This is a genomic window from Priestia sp. TRN 1309, assembly GCF_050846875.1.
GTDB lineage: Bacteria > Bacillota > Bacilli > Bacillales > Bacillaceae_H > Priestia > Priestia zanthoxyli.
This window is the reverse complement of sequence record NZ_JBOZGM010000006.1, coordinates 142,312-164,865: the sequence shown is the minus strand read 5'-3', so window position 1 is coordinate 164,865 and position 22,554 is coordinate 142,312. Positions and strand designations below refer to the sequence as shown.

At 38.8% G+C, this 22,554-nt stretch carries 19 protein-coding genes and 1 other annotated feature; of the genes, 17 read left to right on the top strand and 2 right to left on the bottom strand.

Annotated features, from left to right (window positions below; genetic code table 11):
• Positions 1-16 precede the first annotated feature (16 nt).
• The 4 genes from clpX to yihA all read left to right on the top strand — a co-directional run bounded on the left by clpX (position 17) and on the right by yihA (position 6,271).
• Positions 17-1,282: an ATP-dependent protease ATP-binding subunit ClpX gene (gene clpX / locus ACRPLQ_RS22325; RefSeq protein WP_013059367.1), complete on the top strand. Its 1,266-nt coding sequence runs from the start codon at positions 17-19 to the stop codon at positions 1,280-1,282.
• A gap of 152 nt (positions 1,283-1,434) precedes the next feature.
• Positions 1,435-3,102 (top strand): ATP-dependent protease LonB, encoded by a 1,668-nt coding sequence (gene lonB / locus ACRPLQ_RS22320; protein WP_028411731.1) that lies wholly within the window; start codon positions 1,435-1,437, stop codon positions 3,100-3,102.
• A 260-nt stretch (positions 3,103-3,362) separates the two neighbouring features.
• Positions 3,363-5,687 carry an endopeptidase La gene (lon, locus tag ACRPLQ_RS22315; RefSeq protein WP_432236281.1) on the top strand — a complete coding sequence of 775 codons (2,325 nt, stop codon included), beginning with the start codon at positions 3,363-3,365 and terminating at the stop codon, positions 5,685-5,687.
• Complete coding sequence (gene yihA / locus ACRPLQ_RS22310) at positions 5,684-6,271, top strand: ribosome biogenesis GTP-binding protein YihA/YsxC (protein ID WP_013059364.1); 588 nt, start codon at positions 5,684-5,686, stop codon at positions 6,269-6,271. Before lon ends, yihA begins: the two co-directional genes overlap by 4 nt.
• Before the next feature lie 93 nt (positions 6,272-6,364).
• Here yihA and ACRPLQ_RS22305 read toward each other — a convergent pair whose 3' ends face one another.
• On the bottom strand, positions 6,365-6,850 hold the full coding sequence (locus ACRPLQ_RS22305; RefSeq protein ID WP_013059363.1) for a LiaF transmembrane domain-containing protein: 486 nt from the start codon (positions 6,848-6,850) through the stop codon (positions 6,365-6,367).
• A 329-nt stretch (positions 6,851-7,179) separates the two neighbouring features.
• Between ACRPLQ_RS22305 and hemA the strand changes: the two genes are divergently transcribed.
• The 8 genes from hemA (at position 7,180) to ysxE (ending at position 15,802) form a co-directional block, all read left to right on the top strand.
• Positions 7,180-8,517: a glutamyl-tRNA reductase gene (gene hemA, locus ACRPLQ_RS22300; protein WP_432236280.1), complete on the top strand. Its 1,338-nt coding sequence runs from the start codon at positions 7,180-7,182 to the stop codon at positions 8,515-8,517.
• A gap of 14 nt (positions 8,518-8,531) precedes the next feature.
• A complete protein-coding gene (locus ACRPLQ_RS22295; RefSeq protein WP_013059361.1) occupies positions 8,532-9,365 on the top strand; it encodes a cytochrome C assembly family protein in 834 nt (277 codons plus the stop codon).
• A 13-nt stretch (positions 9,366-9,378) separates the two neighbouring features.
• Positions 9,379-10,311, top strand: coding sequence for a hydroxymethylbilane synthase (gene hemC / locus ACRPLQ_RS22290; protein WP_028411729.1), 933 nt, complete (start codon positions 9,379-9,381; stop codon positions 10,309-10,311).
• Positions 10,311-11,084: a uroporphyrinogen-III synthase gene (locus ACRPLQ_RS22285; protein WP_049166235.1), complete on the top strand. Its 774-nt coding sequence runs from the start codon at positions 10,311-10,313 to the stop codon at positions 11,082-11,084. Before hemC ends, ACRPLQ_RS22285 begins: the two co-directional genes overlap by 1 nt.
• 17 nt (positions 11,085-11,101) lie before the next feature.
• Positions 11,102-12,082, top strand: a complete 981-nt coding sequence (hemB, locus tag ACRPLQ_RS22280; protein WP_014458109.1) for a porphobilinogen synthase — start codon at positions 11,102-11,104, stop codon at positions 12,080-12,082.
• 16 nt (positions 12,083-12,098) lie between these two features.
• Positions 12,099-13,388 carry a glutamate-1-semialdehyde 2,1-aminomutase gene (gene hemL / locus ACRPLQ_RS22275; protein ID WP_013059357.1) on the top strand — a complete coding sequence of 430 codons (1,290 nt, stop codon included), beginning with the start codon at positions 12,099-12,101 and terminating at the stop codon, positions 13,386-13,388.
• 147 nt (positions 13,389-13,535) lie between these two features.
• On the top strand, positions 13,536-14,675 hold the full coding sequence (spoVID, locus tag ACRPLQ_RS22270; RefSeq protein ID WP_028411727.1) for a stage VI sporulation protein D: 1,140 nt from the start codon (positions 13,536-13,538) through the stop codon (positions 14,673-14,675).
• A gap of 77 nt (positions 14,676-14,752) precedes the next feature.
• Positions 14,753-15,802, top strand: coding sequence for a spore coat protein YsxE (gene ysxE / locus ACRPLQ_RS22265; RefSeq protein ID WP_013085128.1), 1,050 nt, complete (start codon positions 14,753-14,755; stop codon positions 15,800-15,802).
• An 11-nt stretch (positions 15,803-15,813) separates the two neighbouring features.
• Here ysxE and ACRPLQ_RS22260 read toward each other — a convergent pair whose 3' ends face one another.
• Positions 15,814-16,011, bottom strand: a complete 198-nt coding sequence (locus ACRPLQ_RS22260; protein WP_013059354.1) for a hypothetical protein — start codon at positions 16,009-16,011, stop codon at positions 15,814-15,816.
• 230 nt (positions 16,012-16,241) lie between these two features.
• Positions 16,242-16,486 (top strand) — a binding site (T-box leader).
• 82 nt (positions 16,487-16,568) lie between these two features.
• Between ACRPLQ_RS22260 and ACRPLQ_RS22255 the strand changes: the two genes are divergently transcribed.
• From ACRPLQ_RS22255 to ACRPLQ_RS22235, 5 genes are all read left to right on the top strand, one after another.
• Positions 16,569-19,211 carry a valine--tRNA ligase gene (locus ACRPLQ_RS22255; protein ID WP_034265552.1) on the top strand — a complete coding sequence of 881 codons (2,643 nt, stop codon included), beginning with the start codon at positions 16,569-16,571 and terminating at the stop codon, positions 19,209-19,211.
• 96 nt (positions 19,212-19,307) lie between these two features.
• Positions 19,308-20,606 carry a bifunctional folylpolyglutamate synthase/dihydrofolate synthase gene (locus tag ACRPLQ_RS22250; protein ID WP_028411724.1) on the top strand — a complete coding sequence of 433 codons (1,299 nt, stop codon included), beginning with the start codon at positions 19,308-19,310 and terminating at the stop codon, positions 20,604-20,606.
• A gap of 156 nt (positions 20,607-20,762) precedes the next feature.
• Positions 20,763-21,320, top strand: a complete 558-nt coding sequence (locus ACRPLQ_RS22245; RefSeq protein WP_028411723.1) for a DUF420 domain-containing protein — start codon at positions 20,763-20,765, stop codon at positions 21,318-21,320.
• 185 nt (positions 21,321-21,505) lie between these two features.
• Positions 21,506-21,700, top strand: coding sequence for a hypothetical protein (locus ACRPLQ_RS22240; RefSeq protein WP_033579647.1), 195 nt, complete (start codon positions 21,506-21,508; stop codon positions 21,698-21,700).
• Positions 21,697-22,452 (top strand): prepilin peptidase, encoded by a 756-nt coding sequence (locus ACRPLQ_RS22235; protein ID WP_432236279.1) that lies wholly within the window; start codon positions 21,697-21,699, stop codon positions 22,450-22,452. The genes ACRPLQ_RS22240 and ACRPLQ_RS22235 overlap by 4 nt, the downstream gene beginning before the upstream one ends.
• The last annotated feature ends 102 nt before the right edge of the window (positions 22,453-22,554 follow it).

Genomic DNA, 22,554 nt, shown 5'->3' with positions numbered 1-22,554 from the left:
ACAAGGGGTGAAAATTATGTTTAAATTTAACGATGAAAAAGGGCAGTTAAAATGCTCATTTTGTGGTAAAACACAAGAACAAGTACGCAAGTTAGTTGCGGGTCCAGGTGTTTACATATGCGATGAATGTATTGAACTTTGCACGGAAATCGTAGAAGAAGAGTTAGGTACAGAAGAAGAAGTAGAATTTAAAGATGTACCAAAACCAAAAGAAATTCGTGACATTTTAGATGAGTATGTAATTGGTCAAGAGGATGCGAAAAAATCGTTATCTGTTGCAGTATACAACCATTACAAACGAATCAATTCAAACAGTAAAATTGATGACGTTGAGTTATCAAAAAGTAATATTGCATTAATTGGACCTACAGGAAGCGGTAAAACTTTACTAGCTCAAACATTGGCTCGTATTTTAAACGTACCGTTTGCGATTGCAGATGCAACATCTCTAACAGAAGCGGGTTATGTAGGAGAAGATGTTGAAAACATCTTATTAAAATTAATTCAATCAGCTGATTACGATGTGGAGAAAGCTGAAAAAGGTATCATCTACATCGATGAAATTGATAAAGTAGCGCGTAAGTCTGAAAACCCATCTATTACACGTGATGTATCAGGTGAAGGTGTGCAGCAGGCTCTTCTTAAAATCTTAGAAGGTACTGTAGCAAGTGTTCCTCCTCAAGGTGGACGCAAACACCCTCATCAAGAATTTATTCAAATTGATACAACAAATATCTTATTTATTTGCGGTGGTGCGTTTGACGGAATCGAACCTATTATTAAGCGCCGTCTAGGTAAAAAAGTAATTGGTTTCGGTTCAGAAACAAAACAACAAGACTTTACAGAAAAAGAGTTACTAGCAAAAGTATTACCGGAAGATTTATTAAAATTTGGTTTAATTCCAGAGTTTATTGGTCGTTTACCGGTTACTGCTAGCTTAGTGCCTCTTGATGAAGAAGCGCTAGTTGAGATTTTAACAAAACCGAAAAATGCACTAGTGAAACAATATCAAAAAATGCTTGAACTTGATGACGTTGAACTTGAGTTCGAAGACGAGGCTTTAGTAGAAATTTCTAAAAAAGCAATCGAGCGTAAAACAGGTGCTCGTGGTCTACGTTCAATCATTGAAGGTATTATGTTAGATGTAATGTTTGATCTTCCTTCACGTGATGATATTACAAAATGTATTATCACAGGTGAAACAGTTCGTGATCAAGCGGCTCCTAAGTTCGTATTAGAAGACGGATCTACTATTCAAGAAGGCAGCAAAACATCAGCATAAAAAAAGCCGGGTACTCAATTTGAGTACCCGGCTTTTTTCTGTTGATGAAGGACAACTAAATTTTACTTTTTACTAGAATCTTGTTTATTCCTACTGCTGCAGGGAGATAATAACTGATAATTATCTTACTAAACTGCGCAGGAGGTTTATCTATGAACTGGACGAATATTGCCTTAATGGTCCAACTCTTTTTTGGTATCATCATTGGCTTATATTTTTGGAATTTATTACGCAATCAGCGTACGCAAAAAGTCTCAATTGACCGGGATTCAAAGAAAGAAATGGAGCAACTGCAGAAGATGAGAGCCATCTCTTTAACTGAGCCGCTTGCCGAACGTGTGAGGCCGTCTAGCTTCTCCGATATTGTCGGACAAGAAGATGGAATTCGGTCACTAAAGGCTGCCCTTTGCGGTCCTAATCCACAGCACGTTATTGTATACGGGCCGCCTGGAGTAGGAAAAACAGCAGCAGCACGTTTAGTGTTAGAAGAAGCAAAGAAAAATAAAAAATCACCTTTTAAACAAGCAGCTGTATTTGTAGAGTTAGATGCAACTACGGCGCGTTTTGATGAGCGAGGCATTGCAGATCCTTTAATTGGATCAGTGCATGACCCCATTTACCAAGGCGCAGGCGCTATGGGCCAAGCTGGAATTCCGCAGCCAAAACAAGGAGCAGTTACAGATGCACACGGGGGAATTTTATTTATTGATGAAATTGGAGAACTCCATCCTATTCAGATGAATAAGCTGTTAAAGGTTCTAGAAGATCGAAAAGTGTTTATGGAAAGCGCCTATTACAGCGAAGAAAATACACAAATTCCAACACATATTCACGATATTTTTCAAAATGGTTTACCAGCCGACTTTCGCTTGATTGGTGCGACGACTAGAACGCCTAATGAAATTCCGCCTGCCATTCGTTCCAGATGCGTAGAGGTATTTTTCCGTGAGCTTGATCGCGACGAAATTATTACAGTTGCAAAAAAAGCAGCAAATAAAGTCAGAATGGATATATCAGAAGAAGGTTTATCTCTGTTTTCTACATATGCACGCAATGGACGTGAAACGGTTAATATGATGCAAATTGCGGCTGGACTAGCGATATCAGAGGAACGAACGGACATTAAAAATGAAGATATTGAATGGATTGTTCATTCTAGTCAACTATCTCCAAGACACGATCCGAAAATTGCAGATGAGGAAAAAGTGGGGCTTATTAATGGATTAGCCGTGTACGGGCCCAACTCTGGAGCACTTTTAGAAATTGAGGTCAAAGCGATTCCTGCAAAAGAGAAAGGGAACATTATTATTACGGGTATCGTTGAAGAGGAAAGTATAGGGACTCAAGGGAAGTCTATTCGTCGTAAAAGTATGGCTAAAAGCTCAATTGAAAATGTCATAACGGTTCTTCGCTCAATGGATGTGCCAGCCGATGAGTATGATATCCACGTGAATTTTCCGGGAGGTGTGCCAATCGATGGACCTTCTGCTGGTATTGCTATGGCAACAGGGATCTACTCAGCAATTTATGAAGTCCCAATCAAACACACGGTAGCAATGACAGGAGAAATTGGTCTGCACGGCAACGTAAAGCCAATTGGCGGCGTAATTCCAAAAATCAAGGCAGCAAAACAAGCAGGCGTTCAGACGGTGATTGTGCCAAAAGAAAATATGAATGCAATGGTAGAAAAGGTAAAAGGTATCGATATTATTCCTGTCCATCATTTAACAGAGGTGTTTGAACAAGCACTATTGTCTGTACATGAGCATGTTGCACATTTGTCGGTAGATCCAGCTATTCCAAATAGAGAATCTAGCTAATTCTATCATGATAATTAAAAATTAATGGTCAGATGAATATTCATCGCCTTTTTCGCGTATAAAACCTTTATACACAGCCAACGAAAAAGGCGTTTTTTTATGAAAAGAGCTTAAAAAGATATATTTTGCCTTTTAATTCTTTCTCATGATACAATTAGTAATTACTATTGTTAGACAATGTGTATACAAATGAGATAAAATTGTTAAAAGAATTCACACTTTACATACTTTAATTGACGAGCATTGGAGGTGTTCATTGCATGGCAGAAAAAGAAAAATTGACAATGCCGCTACTGCCTTTACGAGGTTTGATCGTCTATCCGACAATGGTGCTTCATTTAGATGTTGGGCGAGACAAATCTGTGCAAGCATTAGAAAAAGCAATGATGGATGATCACTTAGTTTGTTTAGTATCACAAAAAGATATGGGTATCGATGAACCAACAAAAGAGGATTTATATAGAACCGGTACGTTGGCAAAAATTAAACAAATGCTAAAGCTGCCGAATGGAACGATGCGCGTCTTAGTAGAAGGACTAAATCGCATAACCGTTACAGAATTTGAAGACAGCGAAGAATATTTTGTTGTACACGTGGAAAAGCAAAATGAAGAACATCAGGTTGATGTAGAAGATAAAGCGCTGATGCGCACGCTTTTAGACTATTTCGAACAATACATAAAACTTTCCAAAAAGGTGTCCGTTGAAACTCTTTCAACCGTAAGTGACATTGAAGAACCAGGAAGATTAGCAGATATTGTAGCCTCTCATTTACCAATAAAAATTCAGCTTAAACAAGAAATTTTAGAAACAACTGATGTGAAAGAAAGATTAAATACGATCATTTCTCATATTCAAGATGAGCAAGAAGTTTTGCAGCTGGAGAAAAAAATTGGACAGCGTGTAAAGAAATCAATGGAACGCACTCAGAAAGAGTATTATCTTCGTGAGCAAATGAAGGCGATTCAAAAAGAGCTTGGAGACAAAGAAGGAAAGACAGGAGAAGTAGCAACGCTTCGCGAAAAAATTGAAGCAAGTGGGATGACGGACCATGTCAAACAAGTGGCGTTTAAAGAATTGGATCGCTATGAAAAAATTCCTGCTACCTCCGCTGAAAGCTCAGTCATTCGAAATTATATCGAGTGGTTGATTGCGCTACCTTGGACAAACGAAACGGAAGATACGCTCAATATTCATAATGCTGAACAAGTGCTGAACGATGAGCACTATGGCCTTGAAAAAGTGAAGGAACGCGTATTAGAATATCTAGCCGTGCAGCAGTTGACAAAATCTCTTAAAGGCCCTATTTTATGTTTAGCAGGACCTCCTGGCGTAGGGAAAACATCCCTAGCCCGCTCAATTGCTACGTCTCTAGATCGTCATTTTGTACGAGTATCTCTAGGCGGTGTGAGAGATGAGTCGGAAATCCGCGGTCATCGTCGCACGTACGTGGGAGCTATGCCTGGACGCATTATTCAAGGAATGAAAAAAGCAGGAACGATTAACCCTGTATTTCTGCTTGATGAAATCGATAAAATGTCAAATGATTTCCGAGGAGACCCGTCTTCTGCTTTGTTAGAAGTATTGGATCCTGAACAAAATCATAATTTCAGCGATCACTATATAGAAGAAACGTATGATTTATCAAAAGTGATGTTCGTGGCTACAGCTAATAACTTAGCTACGATTCCGGGGCCGCTGCGCGATCGAATGGAAATTATTCAAATTGCTGGTTACACGGAGCTGGAAAAGCTTGAAATCGCGAAGCGTCACCTATTGCTGCGCCAGCTAGAAAATCACGGATTGCAAAAGGGCAATTTGCAGATTCGCGATGACGCCTTAACAGCAATCATACGTTTATATACGAGAGAAGCTGGTGTTCGTAACCTTGAACGCGAAATTGCTTCCATTTGTCGAAAAGCAGCTCGTATCGTAGTCTCTGGTGAGAAAAAGCGCGTGGTGGTGACGGCCAAAACGCTTGAAGAATTCCTTGGTAAGCCTAGGTTCCGCTACGGACAGGCTGAGACGGAAGATCAAGTTGGCGTTGCTACAGGTCTTGCTTACACAACTGTAGGAGGAGACACGCTGGCCATTGAAGTAAGCTTATCCCCTGGTAAAGGAAGACTAGTGCTAACCGGAAAGCTTGGAGACGTGATGAAAGAATCAGCTCAGGCGGCATTTAGCTACGTGCGTTCAAATGCAGAGAAACTAGGAATTGATGAGAAGTTTTATGAAAAACATGATATTCATATCCATGTTCCAGAAGGAGCTGTACCAAAGGATGGACCTTCTGCAGGAATTACCATTGCCACTGCTCTAGTATCAGCACTAACGGGTAAACCAGTGCGTAGAGAAGTAGGAATGACAGGAGAAATTACACTAAGAGGTCGCGTATTACCAATCGGTGGTTTAAAAGAAAAGTCACTTAGTGCACACCGTGCCGGATTAACTAAAATATTAATCCCTCACGATAATGAACGTGATATTGAAGATATCCCTGACAGTGTACAAGAGGAATTAGACATCGTTCTTGTGTCACATGTGGACCAAGTATTGGAACATGCGCTAGTAGGAGAGGTAAAATGAAAGTAACTCAAGCCGATATTGTTATCAGTGCCGTACGCCCTGAACAATATCCTAAAGAAAACCTGCCAGAATTTGCGTTAGCAGGCCGTTCAAATGTAGGAAAATCATCTTTTATTAATAAGATGCTCAATCGCAAAAGCTTAGCGCGTACGTCGTCTAAGCCTGGAAAAACTCAAACGCTTAACTTCTTTTTAATTAATGAAATCCTTCACTTTGTAGACGTACCTGGCTACGGATTTGCAAAAGTGTCTAAAAAAGAGCGTGAAGCATGGGGGAAAATGATTGAAACGTATTTAACAAATCGTGAGCAGCTTAAAGCTGTGTTAATGATTGTTGATCTACGCCATGCTCCTTCAAAGGATGACGTTATGATGTATGAGTTTTTGAAGCACCATGACCTTCCCGTTATGGTTATTGCGACGAAAGCCGATAAAATTCCTAAAGGAAAATGGCAGAAGCACTTAAAAGTAGTGAGAGAAACGCTGGATTTAGATCCAAATGATGAATTAATTCATTTCTCATCTGAAACAGGTGAAGGAAAAGATAAAGCGTGGAAATCTTTGCAGTATCGCATGACTCACTAAACAAAGGAATAGAAGCTAAAAAAATGGAACGTTTATCATCACTCTACCAGGAAGTGAGTCAAACGTTCCATTTTTTTAACTTGTTTACATAGATTACTTTCGTTTGAAAAATAATAAATATAGCCCAACTAGTAACAATAAAATAGGCCAGAAGGTTGTTAAATAATTTACGCCGTCTTCAACTTTTGGCAAAAATAGTTTAAGACGGTCTGAAAACATCATTAAAATGGCAATAATTAAAAGGGTGCCGCCTTGGAAAAAGCCCGATTTGGCTTTTCTAGCACTGAGTAAAAAGCTAATGGCCACCATAAAAACGACCATGCTAATATTCGTAGGCCAAAAGGGAATTTGTTCACTTACATAGAAATGAATACCTAAAGTGATTAATATGTAACTTGCAAGCAAGTTTGAATGATCTTGAGATAAAGCAGACTCAGTTAACAGTGCCGCTCCTATTAAAATTAACAGTACAGGCCACGTGTATACCTTTGCTGCAATGCTCATATGTAGTTCATTCAGTAAGAAAAAGATTCCAAATCCAACTAGTAAGACACCAAAAAACATTGATTGCTTTTTCATAGTAACCTCCAGGTGTTTCAAAACAGAAAACGTGATAAAACGCTGCTTTTTTGATACAATTTATTACGGAATAACAGTTAATATCTTAACACATGTTTTCAAAGACTGTTCACATTTTTTTTTCGAATGACTTATAGAACATGTTATAATAGTTAGAGATAAGGCGAAGATTACATCTGTGTAATGTCCGCCGGATTTTACGAATAGTAGAATGAAGAACGCCGGATTTTACGGGCAGTTATCTCACTGTAGCTCTTTGGAAATTTAGGGGTTACTGCCCGTCAAATTCGGATAAATAAGCACATTTCAATTATAGGGGGTATGTACAAATGCATATTATAGCAGTCGGCTTAAACTTTCGAACAGCCCCTGTTGAAATAAGAGAAAAGCTTAGTTTTAATGAGCAAGAATTAGCATCTGCCATGAAAACGTTAAGCGGCCAAAAAAGCATTTTGGAGAACATCATTGTTTCAACATGCAATCGTACGGAAATTTATGCTGTTGTTGATCAATTACACACGGGCCGTTATTATGTAAAAGCATTTTTAGCTGAATGGTTCGGAATAGATAAAGAAGAGTTTTCGCCTTATTTAACGATCTATGAAAATGATGGAGCCATCGAACACTTATACCGAGTAGCATGTGGATTAGATTCAATGGTGATTGGTGAAACACAAATTCTTGGACAAGTGCGTTCAAGCTTTTTGCTTGCTCAAGAAGAAACAATTGGAACGGTTTTTAATCAGCTGTTTAAACAAGCTGTGACATTAGCCAAAAAAGCTCATCATGAAACAGAAATTGGTGCGAATGCAGTTTCTGTCAGCTATGCAGCCGTAGAGCTTGCTAAAAAGATTTTTGGAGACTTATCATCTAAACACGTATTGATTCTTGGTGCGGGAAAAATGGGTCAGCTGGCCGTGCAGAATTTATATGGCAGCGGAGCTAAAAAAGTAACGGTAGTGAATCGAACATTTGAAAAGGCACAGGAGCTAGCAAACCGTTTTTCTGGAGAAGCCAAACCATTTGCTGATCTTCAACATGCTTTAAGCGAAGCAGATATTTTAATTAGTTCAACAGGAGCTAATGACTATGTAGTAACGAAACGAATGATGAGTGAAGCAGAGCGTACGCGTAAAGGTCGTCCATTGTTTATGGTAGACATCGCCGTTCCGCGTGACTTAGATCCAGAACTAGATGAGCTAGAGACGGTCTTTTTATACGATATCGACGATTTAAACGGGATTGTAGAATCTAATTTGCAAGAGCGTCAAAAAGCTGCGGATGAAATTGAAATTATGCTTGAAGCTGAAATTGTTGCTTTCAAGTCTTGGCTTGGTACATTAGGCGTTGTACCTGTTATTTCTGCACTTCGTCAAAAAGCACTTACCATTCAAGCTGAAACGATGAAAAGCATTGATCGTAAGCTCCCAGATTTATCTGAGCGTGAGCGCAAAGTGTTAAATAAACATACAAAAAGTATAATTAATCAACTTCTTCGCGATCCAATTTTACACGCGAAAGAATTGGCTGGAGAGAAACATGCTGAAGAGTCTTTAGAGCTGTTCATGAAGATTTTTAATATTGAACAGGAAGTTGCTTTGCAAAAAGAAAAAGAAGAGCAGCTTCATACATCGATTACGTCTCATTCAGTAGCTTATCAGTCTTAAGTGAGGATTGAATAATGGTTGATATGGAATTAACCAGAATCTATGAATTGATTGTGATTTTATACGCGGTGAGCGTTTTATTATATTTTATTGATTTTGTACAAAATAACCGGAAGGCAAACTCGATAGCCTTCTGGTTACTTTCTATTGTATGGGTTTTGCAAACAGCCTTTTTAATTTTACGAATGTTTGAGACGGGAAGGTTTCCTATTCTTACTGTTTCTGAAGGGCTGTATTTTTACGCGTGGGTGTTAATTACTCTTTCACTTGTGATTAATCGCCTGTTCCGCGTTGATTTTATGGTGTTTTTTACAAATGTGATTGGTTTCTTAATTATGGCTATTCATACGTTTGCTCCACTTGAAACATACACAGCTGTCCAGTCGGAGCGCCTTGTGTCAGAATTATTAATCATCCATATTACCATGGCTATTTTATCTTACGGCGCTTTTTCAGTTTCTTTTGTTTTTTCTGCTCTGTATCTTGTTCAGTATAATTTATTGAAAAAGAAGAAATGGGGCAAGCGCTTGCTAAGAATTGAAGATTTAACAAAGCTAGATTACATGTCCTATGTATTAATTTTAATTGGTGTACCGCTGTTATTGCTTTCGTTAATCTTAGGAATCATATGGGCTTATATTAAATACGTAGATTTTCATTGGTACGATACAAAAGTGTTAGGTTCATTTTTAATGTTTGTTGCATACAGCGCTTACTTGTATGCTAGACTGCGTAGAGGTATTCAAGGAAAGGCAATCGCGATGTGGAATATTGGATTGTTCTTAGTCTTACTTATTAATTTCTTTTTATTTGGCAGTTTATCGAATTTTCACTTTTGGGGTTCGTAATTAGGAGGACAACATGCGAAAAATTATTGTCGGCTCTCGTCGAAGCAAACTTGCGTTAACACAGACCAAGTGGGTCATTGAACAGTTAAAAAAACAAGGTCTTCCTTTTGAGTTTGAAATTAAAGAAATGGTGACAAAAGGGGACAAAATTTTAAATGTAACGCTGTCCAAAGTAGGCGGTAAAGGTCTTTTTGTAAAAGAAATTGAACAAGCCATGTTAGATAAAGAAATTGATATGGCCGTTCATAGTATGAAAGATATGCCGGCTGTTTTGCCAGAAGGATTAACGATTGGATGTATTCCTTTACGAGAAGATCACCGTGATGCGCTTATTTCAAAAAATGGTGAGCGATTTGAGGAGCTGCCAAGCGGTGCTGTGATTGGGACAAGCAGCTTGCGTCGAGGGGCACAGCTTCTATCTATGCGTTCAGATATCGAAATTAAATGGATTCGAGGAAATATCGATACACGCCTAGAAAAATTAAAAAATGAAGATTACGATGCGATTATCTTGGCCGCTGCAGGACTATCTCGTATGGGCTGGTCGAGAGATACGGTCACTCAGTACCTAGAGCCAGAAATAAGTGTTCCTGCTGTAGGACAAGGAGCTTTAGCTATCGAATGCCGAGAAAATGACGATGAATTATTATCGCTTCTTCAAACTTTAAATCATGATGAAACGGCTCGTGCTGTTAGAGCTGAACGCGTATTTTTAAAAGAGATGGAAGGCGGATGCCAAGTGCCGATTGCGGGATATGGGCGTATAGTAGACGGTGGAAATATTGAGCTAACGTCGCTAGTCGCATCTCCTGATGGCAAAACGATTTATAAAGAGCACATTACGGGAAAAGACCCCGTTGCTATCGGTTCAGAAGCTGCTAGTCGCTTAACATCTCAAGGAGCTAAGCTTTTAATTGACCGCGTAAAAGAGGAGCTGGACAAATAATGAGTCATGAGGCTCCTCTTTTTTTGAAAAAAGTTTTGATTACAAGAGAAGCGAAGCAGGCTCATTCATTTGCAGCACAGATTAAAAAGCTTGGAGGCATACCTTTAAGCTTACCAGTCCTCACGTTTGCACGCTCTAACAATGAAAAAGAAGTGGAAGATGTCCTGCTGTCGATTGACTGTTTTGATTGGATTGTTTTTACAAGTCAAAACGGCATTTCTTTTTTCTTTGAATGGCTAAAAGAGTTAAATATCAGTCGGAGTGCTTTAAAAAGATTAAAAGTGGCTGCGGTTGGAGAAAAAACCGCAAAATTGCTGGAAAAATACGATGTTAACGTGCAACTTGTTCCAAAAGAATACGTTGCCGAATCACTTCTTGAGTCGTTAAAAGCAAATGTGTTACATCACGAGCGAGTTCTCCTTGTACGAGGACAATTAGCCCGCTCTGTTTTAAAAGATGGGTTAAAAGAGTGTGAGGTAACGGATTTAGTTGTATATCAGACCATTCGAAATCAAGGCTCTGAACGCTTGGTTAAGCAACATTTAGAAACAGGAATTGATGCCATTACTTTTACAAGTTCTTCTACAGTGAGATTTTTTGTCGAGTCAGTTAAAGATATTCCGAATTGGCTTGAGCTTATAAATGAAACCAAAGTTGTTTGCATCGGTCCTATTACGAGTCAGACAGCGAGCGAATATGGAATTAAGCATCTTGTTCCTAACACATACACAATAAATGGTATGATAGATATGTTGGTTAGTTGTTTTGAATAATAAAGGAGGATTTTAACATGAAAGATTTACAATTTACACGTCATCGTCGTCTTCGTAATTCTGTAAATATGCGTGCGCTTGTACGTGAAACACATTTACATCCGGAAGACTTTATATATCCTATTTTTATTGTAGAAGGTGAACAAAAAAGAAATGCTGTAAAATCAATGCCAGGTGTGGATCAAATTTCTTTAGACTACTTGAATGATGAAATCCAAGAGTTAGTCGATTTAGGAATCAAGTCAGCTATGGTATTTGGTGTTCCCGCTGAAAAAGATGCGGTCGGCTCACAGGCATACCATGACCACGGAATTGTCCAAAAAGGTATTCGTCAAATTAAAGAAAATTTTCCAGATTTTGTTGTTATCGCAGATACATGCTTGTGTCAATACACAGATCATGGCCACTGTGGTGTAATTGAAGACGGAAAAATCTTAAACGATCCTAGCCTTGACTTATTAGCGCGTACAGCGGTTAGTCAAGCTAAAGCAGGAGCGGATATTATTGCGCCTTCAAACATGATGGACGGTTTCGTGGCAGCTATTCGCCACGGTCTAGACGAAGCTGGATTTGAAGATGTGCCGGTGATGTCTTATGCTGTTAAATATGCATCTGCTTTTTACGGACCATTCCGTGATGCAGCGCATTCTTCTCCTCAATTTGGAGACCGTAAAACATATCAAATGGACCCAGCTAATCGCTTAGAGGCACTTCGAGAAGCGGAATCTGATGTCGAAGAAGGAGCAGATTTCTTAATTGTAAAACCAGCTCTATCATATTTAGATATTATGCGCGATGTGAAAAATACGTTTAATTTACCTGTAGTGGCTTATAATGTGAGCGGTGAATATTCAATGATTAAAGCGGCAGCTCAAAACGGCTGGGTAAATGAAAAAGAGATTGTTCTTGAAAAATTAATTAGCATGAAGCGTGCAGGAGCGGATTTAATTGTAACGTATCATGCTAAAGACGCAGCACGCTGGTTATCTGACAAGTAATTAAGGAGGCTTACACATGAGAAGTTATGAAAAGTCAAAAGCAGCTTTTTTAGAAGCGCAGCAACTAATGCCGGGTGGAGTAAACAGTCCTGTTCGTGCATTTAAATCAGTAGATATGGATCCTATTTTTATGGAACGAGGAAAAGGCGCTACGATTTACGATATTGACGGCAACAAATATATTGACTACGTCTTATCATGGGGACCTTTAATTCACGGACATTCCAACGATCAAGTAGTTGAAGCAGTAAAAAAAGTAACGGAATCTGGTACAAGCTTTGGTGCACCAACATTAATTGAAAATGAGCTCGCTAAAGTTGTGATTGAGCGCGTTCCTTCAATCGAAATCGTCCGTATGGTGAGTTCAGGTACGGAAGCAACGATGAGCGCACTGCGTTTAGCGCGTGGCTATACGGGCCGCAACAAAATTTTAAAATTTGAAGGCTGTTACCATGGACACGGTGACTCTCTTCTCATTAAAGCTGGCTCAGGCGTTGCAACGTTAGGCCTACCAGATAGCCCGGGAGTGCCTGAAGGAATCGCTAAAAACACGATTACAGTGCCGTACAATGATTTAGAAAGCGTACAATATGCTTTTAAAGAATTCGGAGATGACATTGCCGGAGTAATCGTTGAACCGGTAGCAGGAAATATGGGTGTGGTACCACCTCAGCCCGGTTTCTTACAAGGGCTTCGTGATATCACATCAGAATATGGCTCACTGCTCATTTTTGATGAAGTAATGACAGGGTTCCGCGTAGCGTACAACTGTGCACAGGGCTACTACAACATTACGCCTGACTTAACTTGCTTAGGAAAAGTAATCGGTGGTGGTTTACCAGTAGGTGCTTACGGTGGTAAAGCTGAAATTATGGAGCGAGTTGCACCAAGCGGCCCGATTTATCAAGCAGGTACATTATCAGGTAATCCGCTTGCGATGACAGCTGGATACGAGACATTAACACAGCTGACACCTCAATCCTACGATGAGTTCATTCGTAAAGCAGATCGCTTAGAAGAAGGATTGATGGCAGCAGCTGAAAAATATGATGTGCCGTTTACCGTAAACCGAGCTGGTTCAATGATCGGTTTCTTCTTCACAAACGAACAGGTCATAAATTACGAAACAGCGAAAACATCGAATTTAGATTATTTTGCAGCTTACTATCGTGAAATGGCTAATGAAGGCGTGTTTTTACCTCCTTCTCAATTCGAAGGAATGTTTTTATCAACTTCTCATACAGATGCAGACATTGAACATACAATTGCAGCAGCTGAAAAAGCTTTTTCAAAGTTGCGTGGATAAACAGCTAAATAGAAATAACTTTTATAAAGAAGCTTACGGAGGATTCCGTAAGCTTTTTTAGTTTTCAAGACATATTTTAATTTATTTGTTCATACATCTTTAATGACCGCGCTATTACCTGGCGGGTGTTGGAAGGGGGAGAACAATTTGTCGCAGGATAATTTATCATGTCTGCGTTTTTCCGTAGAAGAATCAGTATGGTTTCAAAAAGGACAGGAAGTCTCACAACTTTTGTCTATCTCCTTAGAGCCTCAAGTATCTATTCAAGAATATGACCAATATGTGTCTATTCGAGGAGCATTACAATTAACAGGTGAATACGAAACGTACGAGGGAGAGCACTCGTTACGCGAATATACAAATGAGAATCAAGTGCAATCTATCTCTGTCCGTGAAGACGGAACGGCTGAATTATCACATCAATTTCCTGTTGATATTACCATTCCTAAAAATCGTATTCAAAGTATTGAAGATGTATATGTATCTATTGATTTATTTGATTATGAATTACCAGGCACAAATCAGCTGCAGCTAATGGCTGACTTGTCCATCACAGGATTGTACGGGGAACAGCATGAAGAACAAGAACGAGAAGAAGAGGAAGAGTTTGCGGAAGAACAGCACATCGTCTCCTATGAAGAAGCAGACGATGCTGAAGAGGTATATACTGAAAACTTTGCTCAAGAAGAAGAGAAACAAGAGGAGCAAGAGTTTGACGTAAGCTATCGTGAAGCTCCCGCACTTTTAGAGGCAGAGGCTATTGAAGAAGATCATTCAGAAAAGCCTCCTAGTTATTTTTCATCTGTATTTAAAAAAGAATCTCGTGCTGAGCCGGTCGTGGAATATGAAGAGGAAGCATATGAACCATTTGAAGTCGAAGTGAAAAAAGAGGCACCAATCGAGGAAGAAAGAGAAGACAACGTGATTGAGCTCTTTCAGCTTCGTCAAGAGCAAGAAAGCTTCGAAGAATCGCAAGCTAGTGAATTAAATACGTATGCTGACGTTCAACAAGAGGCTGAGCAAGAAAAGGAAAAGATTATTGTTGAATTTCGGAAAGAAGAAAATGAAAGCGGCCGAAATGAAAACGCCCTTTATTTAACAAAGCTCTTTTCGCGGGAAGAAGAAGCTTTTTCAACGTGGAAGCTTTGTATTGTTCAAGACGGAGATTCGCTTGATACGATAGCAAACCGCTATAATACGAATGTACAAAACATTTTACGAGTGAATAATTTAGGAGATGAATATGAGCTGGAAGAAGGAAGCATCTTAAATATTCCCGTTCGTTAAAGTCGGAAAGAAAACAGTTTTGACGCATATAATGTCTTAACTGTTTTCTTTATTTTTTACGAGGAAGGAGAATATAGATGCAGCGGACAGTAGCAGACTACAAAGTATTGTTAAAAGAATATGACTTAGATGTTGACTTTATCGAAGACTACGGAAAAGTAAAAAAAGTCTATACAAAAACTGGCGTATTTGCGCTTAAAGAAATGGCGAATCATCAAGAGCGAAATCAGAACTTCATTCAAAAGTTGCAGAACGTGTATCAAAAAGGGTGGATGGGCTTTGTCCCTATTTATCAAACGAAGCGTTCTCAGCCCATTGTTTCAGATGAAAGCGGCTCGTATTACTTAATGCCGTGGCTCCCAAATAACCCAACCGAAGAGCGTGATATTCGATATCATAAATTATTTCAAGAGCTTGCTAAGCTTCACGGTGCTTCGGCGCAGGAAGTAGAAGTAAAAAAAGAAGATATAGAAAATCATTATACATCGATGAAAGAAACGTGGGAAAAACGTCAGGAAGAGCTGAAGCAGTACGTAGTAGAATGCGAGAAGAAAGTGTATATGTCCCCGTTTGAATTGCATTACTGTACATTTTATTATGAAATGACAAGAGCGCTTGAGTTTGGTTTTGGAAAGCTCGATCAGTGGAACGATGAAATGGAAGAAAAGGAAAAGATCCGGCTGGTTACGTCTCATGGAAAGCTATCGGCTAAACATTTTATCTATGACGAACGGGGAAATGGTTTTTTTATTAACTTTGAACATGCAAAAGATGCTTCACCGATTTATGATTTGGTCTCATTTTATTTCCGTACTCTTCGCACGTACCCAGTAACTACCTATGACAGCTATGAGTGGTTTAGTACGTATGAAAAACATTTTGCTCTCAGAGAAGAGGAAAGACTGCTTTTGCACAGTTATTTAGCGTTTCCAGAACCCTTGTATCAGTGTATCGTTCAATATAGGCAGCATAAAGAAAGTAAAACGGAGCTTGAACATATGCAGTCATTTATTCGAGCATACTGGCTGACGAAAAACATTGAACAGCTCAATATTAAAATATTTGAAGTAGATCAGCAAAAAAAAATGGCAGCGGAAGCAGCTGCACAAGCCCAAGCGAACGAATAGCGCTTGGGTTTTTAAATCCAGTCCGAATATAAAGCAACCGCTAGTATGGCAAGAAGTGCCAACAACAGTACATCAAAGGTTGTGGGGAAGAATAGTGTACGTATACCTTGAAAAATTGTTAAAGGAACAATAAACTGTCCACAAGCCGCTCCTGCTGTTTTGAGCCACCGCTGCAGCTGATACGAATTTACATTTATTCGTTTCTTCATTTGTACATGCCCCTTTCAATCCACGTGCCCAGGTTAAAGTAAGTATATGAAAAAAGAAAGAAATGGTGCCATTTTTTTGAGCGGACTTTTCATTTTATTTCCAAAATTAGCGAGTGAATGAAAAAATAAAGAGCAGAACAAAAAAATTATGAATATAATCATAAAAAAATGGAGAAGATTATTGACGATTCAACATTTTTTCATATAGTATAATTAAGAGAAATTCATACATAAATACAGTGAATAGGAAGAGTACGGGATGTTCGTCTTTCAGAGAGAGAAATCAGCTGCTGTGAGATTTCTTAAGAATGTGCACTCGGAATGTCGCCTATGAGTAGCTTTTTTGAACAGCTGCATAGCTCAGTAGAAAAAGCCGGTTAATCAACCGTTATGAAATGAAGTGTATAGGCTTATCAAACGGGATACGTCTATAAAAAAAGGTGGTACCGCGAAATCAACTCCTTTCGTCCTTTTATTAGGAAAGGAGTTTTTTTATGTTTATAAAAGCTTTACACAGTTTCTAAAGACTGAAACTTTATATTATGGAGGTATACATTATGTCTGAAAAAGAAGTGACTCTTCCAACGAAGTATGATCCAAAAGCCGTTGAAGAAAATCGTTATCAGTATTGGTTAGACGGGAAGTTTTTTGAAGCAACAAATGACCCTGAAAAAGAGCCATATACAATTGTAATTCCACCCCCAAACGTAACGGGCAAGCTGCATTTAGGCCACGCTTGGGATACAACGTTACAAGACATCTTAACGCGTATGAAGCGCATGCAAGGCTATGACGTTTTATGGCTTCCCGGCATGGACCATGCGGGGATTGCAACGCAGGCAAAAGTAGAAGAAAAGCTTCGCAGCGAAGGGAAAAGCCGCTACGATCTAGGCCGCGAAAATTTTGTAGCCGAAACGTGGAAATGGAAAGAAGAATATGCAAGCTTTATTCGCCAGCAGTGGTCGAAGCTAGGACTTGGCTTAGACTATTCACGCGAGCGCTTCACGCTTGATGAAGGCCTTTCTAAAGCAGTGCGCGAAGTATTCGTAACGCTTTACAAAAAAGGGTTAATCTATCGCGGAGAATATATTATTAACTGGGATCCAGCTACAAAAACAGCTCTTTCAGACATCGAGGTTATTTACAAAGATGTACAAGGTGCGTTTTATCATATGCGCTATCCGTTGGCAGATGGTTCTGGACATATTGAAATCGCAACAACTCGTCCTGAAACAATGCTAGGAGATACGGCTGTAGCTGTTCACCCTGAAGATGATCGCTATAAGCACTTAATCGGCAAAAAGGTTGTCCTTCCGATTGTAGGTCGTGAAATTCCAATCGTAGGCGATGATTATGTAGATATGGAATTCGGTTCTGGTGCGGTAAAAATTACGCCTGCTCATGACCCGAACGATTTTGAAATTGGAAACCGTCATAATTTAGAGCGTATTTTAGTGATGAATCAAGACGGCACGATGAATGACAAAGCAGGTAAATATGAAGGAATGGATCGTTTTGCTTGCCGTAAGCAAATTGTTAAAGACCTTCAAGAAGACGGCGTATTGTTCAACATTGAAGACCACATGCATTCAGTAGGTCACAGTGAACGAAGCGGTGCCGTTGTTGAACCTTATTTATCAACTCAGTGGTTTGTAAAAATGCAGCCGTTAGCAGATAAAGCAGTAGATCTTCAAAAACAAGAAGAAAAAGTAAACTTTGTGCCTGATCGTTTTGAAAAGACATACTTACACTGGATGGAAAATATTCGCGACTGGTGTATTTCGCGTCAGCTTTGGTGGGGACATCGCATTCCAGCTTGGTATCATAAAGAAACTGGAGAAGTATACGTAGATCATGAGGCTCCAGCAGATATCGAAAACTGGGAACAGGATTCAGATGTATTAGACACATGGTTCAGTTCAGCGCTATGGCCGTTCTCAACAATGGGCTGGCCGGATGTGGATGCAGCTGATTTCAAACGCTACTACCCAACAAATGTTCTTGTAACGGGCTACGACATTATTTTCTTCTGGGTATCTCGTATGATTTTCCAAGGTCTTGAATTTACGGGTAAACGTCCGTTTGACGATGTACTTATTCACGGTCTTGTACGAGATGCTGAAGGTCGTAAGATGAGTAAATCACTTGGTAACGGCGTAGATCCAATGGAAGTAATCGAGAAATACGGTGCAGATTCTCTTCGCTATTTCTTATCTACAGGAAGCTCACCGGGACAAGATTTACGCTTCAGCTTTGAAAAAGTCGAAGCGACGTGGAACTTTGCAAATAAAATTTGGAATGCTTCTCGTTTTGCATTAATGAACATGGACGGCATCACATTTGAAGAGCTTGATTTATCAGGCGAAAAGTCAGTTGCGGATAAATGGATTTTAACGCGCTTAAATGAAACGATTGAGCACGTAACAAAATTAGCTGACAAATATGAATTTGGTGAAGTTGGACGCATTCTTTATAACTTTATTTGGGATGACTTCTGCGATTGGTACATTGAAATGGCTAAACTTCCTCTTTACGGAGAAGATGAAGCAGCTAAAAAGACCACTCGCTCAATTTTAGCTTATGTACTTGATAACACAATGCGACTTTTACATCCATTCATGCCGTTTATTACTGAAGAAATTTGGCAAAGCTTGCCGCATGAAGGTGAATCAATTACAGTAGCTAAATGGCCGGAAGTACGCGCTGAGCTTTCGGATAAAGAAGCTGCTAACGATATGCGTTTACTTGTAGATATTATCCGTGCTGTTCGTAACATTCGTGCTGAAGTGAACACGCCGATGAGCAAACAAGTAAAATTATTTATTAAAGCTAAAGATGAAAATATTCAAAGTCAGCTTGAAAAGAATCGTGCGTATGTAGAACGTTTCTGTAATCCAAGTGAGCTTGTGATTTCAACCGATGTTTCATTAGATGAAAAAGCGATGACTGCTGTTGTAACAGGCGCAGAATTAATTTTACCTCTTGAAGGTTTAATTAATATCGAAGAAGAAATCGCCCGTTTAGAAAAAGAATACGATAAGTTAAACAAAGAAGTAGAACGTGTACAAAAGAAATTAAACAACCAAGGCTTTATTGCAAAAGCGCCTGCTAAAGTAGTAGAAGAAGAGCGTGCAAAAGAGCAAGATTACGTTGAAAAACGTGAAGCTGTTCAGTCTCGTATTGCTGAATTACGCGGATAATCAATGGGTTAATAAACTAACAGAAAAAGCGTGGCTTGTATAGCGACGCTTTTTCTTTACATAATAATAGCGATGGAAAAGAAAGGTGAATAAAAGATGATAACGACATATGAAGAAGCGCTTGATTGGATTCATAACAGACTTCGCTTTGGAATCAAGCCGGGGTTAGAACGAATGGAATGGATGCTAGAGCAGCTTGATTTTCCGCAGCAAAATATAAATGCTATTCACGTTGCTGGGACGAATGGTAAAGGTTCTACTGTTTCGTATTTGCGAAATATGTTAGAAGAAGCAGGGTATAAAGTTGGAACGTTTACTTCCCCTTATATCGAAACATTTAATGAGCGGATTAGCGTGAATGGACAGCCTATTTCAAATGAAGCAATGACCGCTCTTGTTCAGGAAGTAAAGCCTGTAGTGGAGCGACTAGAACATACGGACTTAGGGTCAGCAACGGAATTTGAAGTGATTACAATCATGGCTTTTCTTTATTTCGGCTATCATGATTCAGTTGACTATGTTGTGTTTGAAACAGGTCTTGGGGGACGATATGATTCAACAAACGTTGTGAATCCTATGGTGAGTATTATTACAAACATTGGATTTGATCACATGGCGATACTAGGTGATACGGTAGAAGAAATTGCAGCAGAAAAAGCGGGGATTATTAAAAAAGAAGTCCCTATTATTACTGGTGCAGAGCAAGTAAAGGCGCTTGACGTCATTACAGAAGAGGCAAATTTGAAGCAGGCTTCGTTATTTGTGTTAGGAAAAGAATTTAAAATTGAAAACTATGAGCCCTTAGCAAATGGAGAAGGCTTTACGTTAAAAACGCCGTATGGTACATTTGAACACTTGCAATTAAATATGCTTGGCTATCATCAAGTTAAAAATGCAGCTTTGGCTGTGATGGCCGTTTGTTATTTAAAAGAAAAGAAAAAGCTTTCTATCTCCAATGAGCAAATGATAAAAGGGATTCAGCATACAAAGTGGAACGGCCGCTTTGAGATAGTAAATGAGCATCCTTTAACGATTATTGACGGGGCTCATAATGCAGAAGGCATTGATAGCTTGTTATCTACTTTACGCCTTCATTATGAAGATCGAAACATTCATTTAATCTTCAGCTGCTTAAATGATAAAAGCGCTGATCGAATGGTCCAAGAACTTGAAACAATCGCTGCAAGTATTACATTTACGTCGTTTGACTTTCCTCGTGCTCGCGCAGCTGGAGAGCTTTATGAGATGAGTACTCATCGTAATAAGCATATGGACGAGGAGTGGAAAAAAGCAATTGCTTACGTAAAGGAAAAGGCGACAGGTGAACAAGACATGGTCGTGATTACAGGGTCTCTGTATTTTATATCAGAAGTGCGGGCCTTTCTTCTCAAATGAGCAGAAGCAGCAAGTGAAATCTTGCTGCTTTTAACATAATGTAAGAAAGGGATACAAATAATAAGGAAGCACTAAGTTCAAAGTATTGTCACTTTCACCCCCTAGGTAAGTGATATATAATAAACATGTACATCACTAAATAAGGAGATTGTTAACATGAGTAAGAATAATGAAAAAATTGTACCGAAAAGTAATAAAAACTTTACCGGTATTATTCTTACCTTTTCAGTGATAGCGAATGTTATTATCTTACTGCTATTCTTTTCGAATATTGGCTATCAAGGAAAAGTAAGTTTTGATTTGACTATCTTTCCACGGTTAAATGCTATTTTGAATAGTTTTACGTTTATTTTTTTAGTTGCAGCGTTGATTTCAATCTTTAGAAAAAACATCAATGCTCATAGAGGGTTTATCTTAGCGGCATTCACTTCTACACTGCTCTTTTTAGTTTCATATTTAACGTTCCACTATATCTCAACGGAAACAGCTACGTTTGGTGGAGAAGGAATTGTTCGTCCCATTTACTTCTTTATTTTGATCACACACAGTTTCTTAGCAGCGATTATCGTTCCGCTGGCACTGTTTGCACTTGTGTGGGGCTGGACAATGCAAGTTGAAAAACATAAAAAAATTGTGCGATGGACAATGCCAATCTGGCTTTATGTAAGCCTTACAGGTGTAATTGTCTACTTATTTATGGCTCCTTACTATTAAAAAACGTCTGCTTTTGCAGACGTTTTTTTATGCTGTTTTTGTTTTTTAGTGGTATAATCCTTATTACCTATAAAAGGTGTGTTTTAAGGAAGGAGGCATACAGAATATGACTTTTATGGGTATTAAGATTCAGTTTATTAATGAAGGAGCTGTTTGATACTAATCAATAAAAGAGAGGTGTGGAAATGGATAAACTGTCAAAAGAGAATAAAGGACTTTCTCTCACGCAAGTGATCATACTGGTTATCGTAATAGGTCTTCTAGCAGCTTTTCTCATACCGTTTATTGGCAGCTATTTAAAAGGAAAAGATACATTGCCCCATTCAAAAGAAAATCTACAGTTAGTATTCTATACCCCTGAAATGGAAGGAGTCGTATGAGTATAATTTACCTTTATCTATTCGTTTCAGGTATCACTCTAGGTTCATTTTACAACGTAGCAGGCCTTAGAATTCCTCAGGGAAAATCTATTTTATCTCCAAGATCTCATTGTCCACACTGTTTATACGTTCTTTCTCCACAACAGTTAATCCCCGTAGTCTCCTACATTAAAAATGCAGGAAAATGTAGTATGTGTCGCAAAAAAATCTCCTTCATCTACCCGTTCGTAGAATTTTCGACAGGAAGTTTATTTGTATATGCTTTTTTAAGATTGAATATGACGTTAGAACTGATTGTCATATTAACTTTTGTTTCTTTTTTAACAATTATCGTTGTCTCAGATATAGCCTATATGATTGTCCCAAATAAGGTGCTGCTTTTCTTTTTGCCTATCTTTCTTCTTGAGCGTCTTTTCATTCCATTAACTTCGTGGAGTGATTCTTTAATGGGAGGAGGAATCGCATTTTTTCTCCTCTTTCTAATCGCATTTCTCAGCAGAGGAGGCCTTGGAGAAGGAGATATTAAATTGTATGGTTTGATTGGTATTGTGCTTGGAGTAAAGCTTGTTTTGCTATCACTTTTTTTAGCTATATTAATAGGCGGAACCGTTAGTATAGGAGCATTATTAATGAAAAAGGCAAAGGTAGGTGTACCAATTCCTTTCGTTCCTTTTATTTTTATAGGGACAATCGCTGCTTATTTTCATGGAAACGAATTGATAGATTGGTATGTTAGCAACTATTTTTATTGAGCTTCAAGTCTTCGACAAAGTTAAAATTTCTGTAACTAAATAGCGAAAACCTTTTGTAACAAGACGACAAATGTCTTGTTATTTTTTTTTTCTTCTATGATA